General features: G+C 70.7%; 5 protein-coding genes. 1 reads left to right on the top strand and 4 read right to left on the bottom strand.

Features of this window, described 5'->3' with window-relative positions:
* Both MZTS_RS19320 and MZTS_RS19315 read right to left on the bottom strand, forming a co-directional pair.
* Positions 1-2,047, bottom strand: a 2,047-nt coding sequence (locus MZTS_RS19320) for a penicillin-binding protein 1A (protein ID WP_192285063.1), incomplete at its 3' end; no start/stop codon positions are given.
* Between the two features lie 160 nt (positions 2,048-2,207).
* A complete protein-coding gene (locus MZTS_RS19315) occupies positions 2,208-3,512 on the bottom strand; it encodes an N-acetylmuramoyl-L-alanine amidase (RefSeq protein WP_009866275.1) in 1,305 nt (434 codons plus the stop codon).
* Positions 3,513-4,239: 727 nt separating this feature from the next.
* Between MZTS_RS19315 and MZTS_RS19310 the strand changes: the two genes are divergently transcribed.
* Positions 4,240-7,401 (top strand): Rne/Rng family ribonuclease, encoded by a 3,162-nt coding sequence (locus tag MZTS_RS19310; RefSeq protein WP_192285062.1) that lies wholly within the window; start codon positions 4,240-4,242, stop codon positions 7,399-7,401.
* A gap of 174 nt (positions 7,402-7,575) precedes the next feature.
* On the opposite strand, the gene MZTS_RS19305 is transcribed toward MZTS_RS19310, so the two are convergent.
* A complete protein-coding gene (locus MZTS_RS19305) occupies positions 7,576-8,742 on the bottom strand; it encodes a pyridoxal phosphate-dependent aminotransferase (RefSeq protein WP_192285061.1) in 1,167 nt (388 codons plus the stop codon).
* An 86-nt stretch (positions 8,743-8,828) separates the two neighbouring features.
* The gene (locus MZTS_RS19300; RefSeq protein WP_192285060.1) at positions 8,829-9,872 is read right to left on the bottom strand and encodes an HD domain-containing phosphohydrolase; all 1,044 of its coding nucleotides are present in this window, start codon (positions 9,870-9,872) and stop codon (positions 8,829-8,831) included.
* Positions 9,873-10,117 lie beyond the last annotated feature (245 nt).

Below are 10,117 nucleotides of genomic sequence, written 5' to 3'. Positions count from 1 at the left end.
CGTTGGTGGTGCCGGTCTTGCCCGCCAGCGGCTTGCCGATCTGCTTGAGGATCGTCGCCGTGCCGCGCTGGACCACGCCCTCCATGATCGAGACCATCTGGTAGGCGGTGAGCGGGTCGAGCACCTGCTCGGACTCGTCCACGAGCTTCGGCTCGTCCTGGCCGGACCACTTCTCCGCGTCGCAGCCGACGCATTTGCGGTTGTCGTGGCGGTAGATCGTCTCGCCGGTGCGGTCCTGGATGCGGTCGATCAGCGTCGGGCGGATGCGGCGCCCACCGTTGGCGAGCATCGAATAGGCGGTGACCATGCGCATCACCGTGGTCTCGCCGGCGCCGAGCGACATCGGCAGCACCGGCAGCAGGTCGTCGTAGACGCCGAAGCGGCGGGCGTATTCGGCGATCAGCGGCATGCCGATATCCTTGGCGAGCCGCACCGTCATCAGGTTCTTCGAGTGCTCGATGCCGTAGCGCAGGGTGTGCGGCCCGCCCGACTTGCCGTCGTAGTTCGAGGGCGACCACGCCTCCTGGCCGGGGCCGGCCTCGATGGTGATCGGCGAATCCTGGATCACCGAGGAGGGGGTGTAGCCGTTGTCGAGCGCGGCCGAATAGACGATCGGCTTGAACGACGAGCCGGGCTGGCGCATCGCCTGGGTGGCGCGGTTGAACTCGGATTCCTCGTAGGAGAATCCGCCGACCATGGCGTGGACGCGGCCCGTATAGGGATCCATCGCGACGATGGCGCCGGAGATCTCGGGCTTCTGGCGCAGGCGATAGGTGCCGCGGCCCGTATCCATCGCCTCGACATAGACCACGTCACCGGGCTTCAGGGCGGTGGCGACCGGACGGCCGGTCCATTTCACGCCCTCGGCGGTGATCGAGCCGGTCTCGCGCTCCTTCGAGATCGCGCCGGAGGCCTCGCGTTTCGGCTGGAGGCCGATCTGCGCCACGCCGCCATTGGTGTTCAGCACCACGGCGAGCCGCCAGGGGGCGATGTCGCCGAGGGCCGGCATCTCGGAGACGGCGAGGCCCCAGTCGCGCCCGGTCAGGTCGACCTTGTGGTCGGCGCCGCGCCAGCCGCGGGCCTGATCGTAGCGCACGAGGCCGTCGATCAGCGCCTTGCGCGCCCAGGCCTGCATCTTCGGGTCGAGGGTGGCGCGCACCGAGAGCCCGCCCTCGTAGAGCTTGCTCTGGCCGTAGCGCTCGGAGATCTCGCGGCGCACCTCTTCCGTGAAGTAGTTGGCGTTGGCCGCGTTCGGGAAGGCGACGCGCGGGTTGACGCCGAGGGGCTGTTTCTTGGCCTCGGTGGCCTCGTCGGCGGTGATGTAGCCGTTCTGGGCCATCAGGCCGATGATCTCGTTGCGCCGGGCGAGCGCCGCCTGGGTCTTGCGGTAGGGGTGGTAGTTGTTCGGGCCCTTCGGCAGGGCGGCGAGATAGGCCGCCTCGTTGATGGTCAGCTCGTGGACCGACTTGCCGAAATAATCGAGCGCGGCCGCGCCGACCCCGTGCAGGTTGCGGCCCGGCACGATGGTGCCGAGGAAGATCTCGTTGAGGTAGAGTTCGAGGATCTTGTCCTTCGAGTAGGTCGATTCGATCCGCAGGGCGATCAGGGCTTCCTTGATCTTGCGGTCGTAGGTCTGCTCGGCGGAGAGCAGGAAGTTCTTGGCCACCTGCTGGGTGATGGTCGAGGCGCCCTGCTTCTTGCCCGATTGGGCGTTGGTGAGCACCGCGCGCACGATGCCCTCGGGGTCGATGCCGCCGTGCTTGTAGAAGTTCTTGTCCTCCGCCGAGAGGAAGGCGGCGACGATGATCTTCGGCATCGCCTGGATCGGCAGGTAGAGGCGCCGCTCATGGGCGTACTCGGCCAGGAGCGAGCCGTCCGCCGCGTGGACGCGGGTCATCACCGGCGGCTCGTAATTGGCGAGCGCGGCGTGGTCGGGCAGATCCTGGCTGTACTTCCAGTAGAAGAACGCCCCGAAGGCGGCGGCGATGCAGAACAGGACCGCACCGGCCGAGAACAGGAAGGCGAAGAATCGCAGGATGAATCGCATCCGGTGTCCGTCCGTCGCTCGTCCGCTGTGCGCCGATGGGGCTCGGCAAGGGCCATCACAGCAGGACCTGCCGCGGGCTCGGGCTTTCGCGAAAGACCCGCGCGGCCGCGCTTCTTGAAGCGGACGGGGGCTCTCGTCGAGCCCCGTATCGACACCGGCTCTATGGTGAAACTGGGGCGATGGCGGCGGACTTGCGGGGCGGCGGGGCCACGGGCCGCGAGAGCGTGGCGCGGCCGGAGAAGAACAGGTCCACCGCCTTGGCCATCGAGCCGGTCACCCGCGCCCGCCATTCCTCCGATTGCAGCTTCTCCAGATCGCTCTTGCTCGACAGGTAGCCGAGTTCGATCAGCACGGAGGGCACGTCGGGGGAGCGCAGCACCTTGAAGCCCGCCTCGCGGTGGGGCTTCGTGCTCATCTCCATCACCGGCGAGAGCTGGCCCATCAGCCGGTTGGCGAAGCCCGACGAGAAGCCGCGGGTCTCGCGCAGGGTGAGTTCCTGCAGGATGTCGGCGACATCGGCCGGGCCCTCGCCGGATTCGGTGCCGGCGGCGGCATCCGCCCGGTTCTCGCGTTCGGCGAGCTTGGCGGATTCGCTGTCGGTCGCCTTCTCCGAGCCGGTATAGATCGTGGCCCCCTTCACCTGGGGCGCGGCCGAGATCGAATCGGCGTGGATCGACACGAACAGGTCCGCCTTGGCCTCGCGGGCGATGCGCACCCGCTCGGCGAGCGGCACGAACACGTCGCGGTCGCGGGTCATCACCAGGCGGTAGCGGCCCGTCGCCTCCAGGCGCTCGGCGAAGGATTGGGCGAAGCCGAACACGATGTCCTTCTCGAACACCCCGGTGGCCGCGATCGCCCCCGGATCGGTGCCGCCATGGCCGGCATCGATCACGATCAGCGGGCGGGTGTCGGCAGCCTCCTGCGCGGGAGGCGCCTTGCTCGCCGTGGCGGGGCTCGGATCGCCCGCCACCGCCGCCTTGCGGAAGCTGTCGCGGTCGGTCTTGCGGAAGGGAATCGAGAGCAGCACGGCGCCCTCGCGGGTCGTCGTGGTCTCGATGCCCTCCACCAGGGCGGGTCCGGCGAGATCGACCACGATCCGCGAGCGGCCCGGCGCGAACAGGCCGTAGCGGAAGGAGGCGATCAGTCCCTCGCGCTTGCGGCCCGTCGCCTGGCCGGTCTCCTGCCCGAGCTGGAAGTTCACCTCGGGCAGGTCGATCACCGCCCGGTCGGGCCGCTCCATCACGAAGGTGCGGGCCTCGACGGGCTTCGACAGGGTCAGGGTGAGGCGGGTCGTGCCGTCCCGCAAGGCGGTCTCGGCGGCGATCGCCACCGCCGCGCCGCCGGAGCTGCCCGGTCCGTCCTGGGCCTGCGCCGGGCCGGCGGCAAGGAACAGGCTGCCCGCGAGCGCGAGGGCGGCCCATCCATGGACAAGTCCGGTGCGGTGCGGGCGGGGGCGTGGCTGCATCGGTCGGCCAAGATTCCGGGGAGCCTCCGATAGGGGATACGGCCGAGATGGTTAACTGTTCCTCACCCGGTTCCGGGCAATCCCGGCGACGCTGTTGTGCGCGGGCGACACCACCGTTGGCTGCAAAGGCCTGTCCGCCTTCTTCGCATCGATTCCGGAGGCATCGTCACGGATCGCCCCTCACGGAACCCTTGCAATTCTCCCGCGACACTCTGTAATGGTAGGGACCCCATTCCCGAGTTGGCGCTTCGGCGGCCCTCGGGCGCGCCCGGGGCATGTTGGCGCCTACCTCGCTCGAATTGGCAGCGTCAGTCGGCGCCTCCCGGCATCCGGGCGGGTGTCACGGCATTCGCGGCTCTCCGATCGTTGCGGGGCGGCCGCGCCCACACAATCTGCACGGACCGCTTACCCGGTCCACCATCTTCGCGAGGCCGGATCAGGATGGGAGGACGCACAGCATCGGTTGCCGCTGCTCGTGCCGAAGGCGCGCGGTTCTCGCGTCGCCTCGCCCCTTTCGTCGCCCCGGCCCAGTTCAACCCCCAGCGCGCCGATGCCCGGCGCCGTAAGGCGGTTGACGGCAATCCCCTCCCCGCACCATCCGCGGCCTCGGCGACGAGGCCGGCGCGCACCCTTTTCCCGCCGGCTTCAAGGCCGGGAAAGGCCCCGCCGGGACCGCGCGGCTCACGCGTGAGGAGAACGACGTCGGCCGCCATGTCGAAAGTTCGTCATGGCCAACAACAACAAGATGCTCATCGATGCGACGCATCCGGAGGAGACCCGGGTCGTCACGGTCCAAGGCTCTAGGGTCGAGGAATTCGATTTCGAGGCGGCCAACCGCCGTCCGCTCCGGGGCAACATCTACCTCGCCAAGGTGACCCGGGTGGAGCCGTCGCTCCAGGCGGCCTTCGTCGAGTATGGCGGCAACCGCCACGGCTTCCTCGCCTTCAACGAGATCCATCCCGACTATTACCAGATTCCGATGGCCGACCGCCTCGCGCTGATCGAGGCCGAGGCGCGCGAGGAGGAGGAGCACCGCGAGCGCGAGGAACGCCGCCCGCCGCGGGGCCGCCGCTCGCGCGGGCGCCGGGCCGAGGCCCGCGGCTCCCGCCAGGACGAGACCGTCAAATCCGATGAGGCAGCCTCCGAAGCGGCGGTCTCGCCCGAGGACGCGATCCCCGGCGAAGGCCCGGCGGCCGACGCCCCCGCCCCCGAGGCGATCGAGGCCGTGCGCGCGGCGCTCGGCGAGGAGCGCCCGGAGGGTGAGGAATCCGTCGCGGAAGCGTCCGCCCCGGTCGAGGCCGGCGGCGATGCCTCGGCGAGCCTGCCCGACGCCGTCCTCGACGGGGCTGCCCCCGCCGGCGAGGCGCAGGCGGCCGAGACCGCCTCGGAGGCTCCTTCCGAGGCCGTTTCCGAGGCCGCTCCCGCTGCCGAATCCGCCGTCGCTCCCTCCGACATCGCCGCGATCTCCGAGGCCCCGAATCCGCCCGTCGCGGCGGTCGAGCCGGCGGAGTCCGCTCCGGTGCCCGAGGAGGCTCTGGTCGAGCCCCAGCCCGTCGCCGCGTCGGCTCCCGTCTCCGAGGCGGAGGCCGAAGAGGAGCGGGACGAGGAGCAGGACGAGGAGGACGAGTCCGACGAGGAAGCGGACGACGAGGATTCCGAGGACGACGAGTCCGACGAGGAGGATGAGGACGAGGAGTCCGACGACGAGGACGAGGAGGAAGAGACCGAGGACGGCGAGCCGCGCGTGGCGCAGGTCGGCGGCTCGGGCGATGCCCTCGCCGAAATCCCCGAGCGCCCGCGCGCCTATCGCCGCCACTACAAGATCCAGGAGGTGATCAAGCGCCGCCAGATCATCCTCGTCCAGGTCGTCAAGGAGGAGCGCGGCACCAAGGGCGCGGCCCTGACCACCTATCTGTCGCTCGCCGGCCGCTACTCGGTGCTGATGCCCAATACCGGCCGGGGCGGCGGCATCTCCCGCAAGATCACGAGCGCCGCCGACCGCAAGCGCCTCAAGGAGGTGGTCGCCGACCTCGACGTGCCGGAGGGGATGGGGATCATCCTGCGCACGGCCGGCGCCTCGCGCACCAAGCCGGAGATCAAGCGCGACTTCGAATACCTGATGCGCCTGTGGGAGAGCGTGCGCGAGCTGACCCTGTCCTCGACCGCGCCGGCCCTGGTCTACGAGGAGGGCTCGCTGATCAAGCGGGCGATCCGCGACCTCTACAACAAGGATCTCGATGAGGTTCTGGTCTCGGGCGAGGAGGCCTACCGCGAGGCCAAGGACTTCATGCGGATGCTGATGCCCGGCCAGTCCAAGGTGGTGAAGCCCTACCGCGACCCGACGCCGATCTTCGCCCGCTACGGCGTGGAGCAGCAGCTCGACGCGATGTTCTCGACCCACGTGGCCCTGCGCTCCGGCGGCTACCTCGTCATCAACCCGACCGAGGCCCTGGTCTCGATCGACGTGAATTCCGGCCGCGCGACGCGCGAGCACGACATCGAGGACACCGCGCTCAAGACGAACCTCGAAGCGGCGGAGGAGGTCGCCCGGCAGGTGCGCCTGCGCGACCTCGCCGGTCTCGTCGTGATCGACTTCATCGACATGGAGGAGAAGCGCAACAACCGGGCGGTGGAGAAGCGGCTCAACGAGGCGCTGAAGAACGACCGGGCGCGGATCCAGGTCGGGCGGATCTCGCCCTTCGGCCTGTTGGAGATGAGCCGCCAGCGCATCCGCACCGGCGTGCTCGAATCCTCGTCGATCCCCTGCCCCCATTGCGGCGGCTCGGGCTTCGTGCGGGCGACCTCCTCGGTGGCCCTGCACATCCTGCGCTCCCTGGAGGAGGCGCTGCTCAAGTCGTCGAGCCACAACCTCGTGCTGCGCACCCGCGCCGAGGTCGCGCTCTACATCCTCAACCAGAAGCGGGCGCATCTCTACGATCTCGAGCAGCGCTTCTCCGTCGCGATCACCATCTCCGCCGACGAGCGCCTGGCGGCGACCTCCGCCTTCCAGCTCGACCGCGGTGAGCCGGCGGTGAAGCACGAGGGCCCGGTCACGGGCGTGCGGGCCGTGGCGATCTCGCCGGTCTACGAGGCCGACGAGTTCGAGGACGACGCCATCGAGGCCCAGGAGGCCCAGGAGGCCCAAGAGGCCCAAGAGGTCCAGGACGCCGAAAAGGCGGAAGCCGAGGCCGGGGGGGCGTCCGAGGAGCGTTCGGCCTCCGAATCCTCAGAGGAGGGCAGCCGTCGCCGCCGCCGCCGCCGCCGCCGCGGTGGGCGCTCCTCCAGCGAGGGCGAGAGCCGCGCCGATGCCGAATCCGAGGCCAACGGGGCCGAGGATGAGGATTCCGACGAGTCCGAGACGGACGGCACCGAGGCGGAGGCCGTCGCTGCAGCCCGCGAGTCGGACGAGACCGTGGCCGAGGCTTCCGGCGAGGGCGTCCAGGAAGCGGATCAGAACACGGAGCACGAGGCTTCCGGCGAGGGCGACGGCAACGGACGCCGCCGCCGCCGTGGGCGCCGGGGCGGCCGGGGCCGTGGCCGGAACGAGCGCAACGGGGTCGAGACGGGCGAGGCTCATGCCGAGGCCGCCGACGGGCACCCGGAGGAGACCGCCTCCGACGCCCTGCCGGTCGGTCCCGAGGAGCCGGTCAGCGATGCCGACGTGACCACCGTCTCGGTGGCGGCCAAGAACGGCGCCCCCGCCGAGCCGCCGCCGGTCGTCCCCGCCCCCGAGCCGGAGCCGGTCCAGGCCGAGGCGGTGGCGGAGCCTGCCGCCGAGCCGACCCCTGCGCCCGAACCCGTCGCCGTGGTGCTGACGCCCGCCGATCCGAACCGTCCCAAGCGGGCCGGCTGGTGGTCGCGGACCAAGGCCGCGCTGACGGGCGAGTAATTTCTCACCGCACGTGCGAAGGCCCTCTCCTTCTGCGGGAGAGGGCCTTTGCGTATCCGAACGATGCCGCGTTCGGTCGAACAGGTGGCAAACCGGCTGACGGCGTCTTGGCTCCGGCCTTGTCTCGACGCGCTCTCGCGCGCCGAGCCGGTCTCCGCTGCGGCGGAGGGCGATTCAGGGCCGCAGCCACCCCTTCAGCCGCGCCACCGCCTCGGCGCATTCGGTGTTGGAGCCGGCGAAGGAGAAGCGGATGTGGTGGCCGCCCTCCTCCGGGTCGAAATCGAGGCCGGGCGTGGCCGCGACGCCTGCCTCGTCGAGCATCCGCCGGCAGAAGGCGCTGGCATCGTTCGTGTGCCGGGCGATATCGGCGTAGAGATAGAAGGCCCCGTCCACCGGGTGGATGTCGGTGAAGCCGAGGGACGGCAGCGCGTCGAGGAGCAGGGCGCGGTTGCGGGCATAGCCCTCACGGATGGCGACGATCTCGTCCAGCGTGTCGAAGGCCGCCAGCGCGGCGACCTGCGAGAGATAGGGCGCCGAGATGTAGAGGTTCTGCGCCAGCCGCTCGACCGGGCGGACCAGCGCCTCCGGCACCACCATCCAGCCGATCCGCCAGCCGGTCATGCAGTAGAATTTCGAGAAGGAGTTGATGACGACCGCTCCCTCGTCGAATTGCAGGGCGGTCGCCGTCGGCACGCCGTAGCTGAGGCCGTGATAGATCTCGTCCGAGATGAAGGCGAGCCCCAGCCCCCGGGCCGTGGCGCAGAGCTCGGCGAGGCGGGCGGGCGCGATCACCGTGCCCGACGGGTTGGCCGGGCTCATCACCAGCAGGCCGGACAGGGGATGGGCGGCGTGGACCGCGCCGACCAGCGCGCTCGTCGGCGCGTAGCGATCCTCCGCCTGCAGGGTCAGCGGCTGCGGGATCAGGTCGAGGGCGCGCAGGATGCCGTCATAGGCCGGATAGCCGGGCCGCGGCACGCCGATCCGCGCGCCCGCGTCGAACAGGGCGAGGAAGGCCAGCACGAAGCCCGCCGAGGAGCCGGTCGTCACCACCACCCGCTCCGGCGACACCGTGACGCCGTAGGTCTCGGCGTAGTGCCGGGCGATGCGTGCGCGCAGGGCGGGCAGGCCGAGGGCTTCCGTGTAGGGGATGCGCCCGTCGGCCAGAGCCGCCTGCGCCGCCGCGATCACCGCCCGGGGGGCCGGGGCCGAGGGCTGGCCGACCTCCATGTGGACGACGCCCTCTCCCCGCCGCTCGCGGGCGCCGGCGGCGGCCATCACGTCCATCGCCAGGAAGGGCGCGACGGCCTGCGCGCGGCGCGAGAGGGCGGTGAGGGTGCTCAAGCGGGGCTCCTGCTTGGGAGGCGGACTCCGTGCAGGTAGACCCTGGCGGCCTCCCGCTCAATCGCCTGCTTCCCGGCCGGCGACGGTCAGGGCGCGCCCTGCACCGCCCGGCCGAAGGCCTGGACGAGGCCGCCCTCCAGCTTGCCCTCCATGCCCGACAGGATCGACAGGGCCTCGCTCGTCGTCATCGGCGTCTTGTAGGGGCGCCGCTCGATCAGGGCGGCGTAGATGTCGCAGATCGTCAGCAACCGCACCGGATCGCCGATCTCGTCGGCGCAGAGCCCGTCCGGATAGCCCGAGCCGTCGAGCATTTCGTGGTGGTGGCGCGTCACCGCCAGCGTCACCGCATCGCAGCCTCCCGACGCGCTCAGGATCTCGTGGCCGATGGGGGCGTGGGTCTGCATCACCGCGCGCTCGTCGTCGTCGAGCCGGCCGGGCTTGTTGAGGATGGCGTGGGGGATGCGCGACTTGCCCACGTCGTGCACCAGGGCGGCGCGGGTCAGGAGCTGCCTGTCGGTCATCGAGAGCCCGAGGCTCTGGGCGAAGGCGGCGGCGGTGCCGGAGACGAGCAGGCAGTGCTGAAAGGTCACGTCGTCATAGGCCCAGACCTCGTCGAGCCAGCGCGACAGGCCGCCTTCGTGGATCGCGTCGAGCACCGGAGCGATGCCCTGTTCCACGCTCGGCATGTCGACGGTGCCCGTCTGTGCCGCGGCGAACAGGGTGCTCATCAGCGTGCCCGCGCGCTGGGCCTCGCGGGTGACCACGAGATCGGCCACCGACTTGTCGGGCCAGATCTCGCGGACCAGGGAGCCGACCACCATGCGCGGCTCGGCCAGAGCCGACAGACACAGGGTGGCGCCGAGATTGCGTGCCTCGGTGAAGGCGCCCTGTCCGCTGCCGCGGGTCAGGCAGATGAGCGGAGTGCTGCGCCGGCCCGGGCGGGTCGCCAGCCGGCGCAGGCAGCGCTTCGCCTCCGGGCGGCTCAGGGTGATGTCGGCGATCACCCCGCGGAAGGGGCCGATCCGCTCCCAGGTCTCGTCGGTGCCCACCACCCGGCACTCGGCGACCGCACCGATGGCCTCGACGAGAGGTCGGCTCCGATCCGGGCGATCGCTGACGACGACGATCACGTGGCGCTCCCTCCTGCCCTTACCGGTGCCGGTGCCATTGCGGCGCCAGCGGGAGATTGATCAATGACGCTTACTAAAACCTCTCGATCTATCAAAAGTTTTATTCGGGAGGCCGGCTTTACTGGGGAGCGGGCCGGCGGCGCCGCGAAAACGCCGTAGCCCCGGTGCAGAGGGGGAGCCCGCGCCGAGGCCGGGCGGTGTCCGACCTGTTTCGAGGGGGGAGCCGCCGGGGAAGAGTCGCATCG

The sequence above is a fragment of the Methylorubrum zatmanii genome, assembly GCF_014845115.1.
GTDB classification, from domain to species: Bacteria; Pseudomonadota; Alphaproteobacteria; order Rhizobiales; family Beijerinckiaceae; genus Methylobacterium; species Methylobacterium zatmanii.
This window is presented reverse-complemented; position numbering and strand designations above follow the sequence as displayed.

What these genes read in the sequence shown, in the direction of transcription:
- MZTS_RS19315 (WP_009866275.1), bottom strand. Translation starts at nt 3,512, where the DNA reads ATGCAGCCACGCCCCCGCCCGCACCGCACCGGACTTGTCCATGGATGG.
- MZTS_RS19310 (WP_192285062.1), top strand. Translation starts at nt 4,240, where the DNA reads ATGGCCAACAACAACAAGATGCTCATCGATGCGACGCATCCGGAGGAG.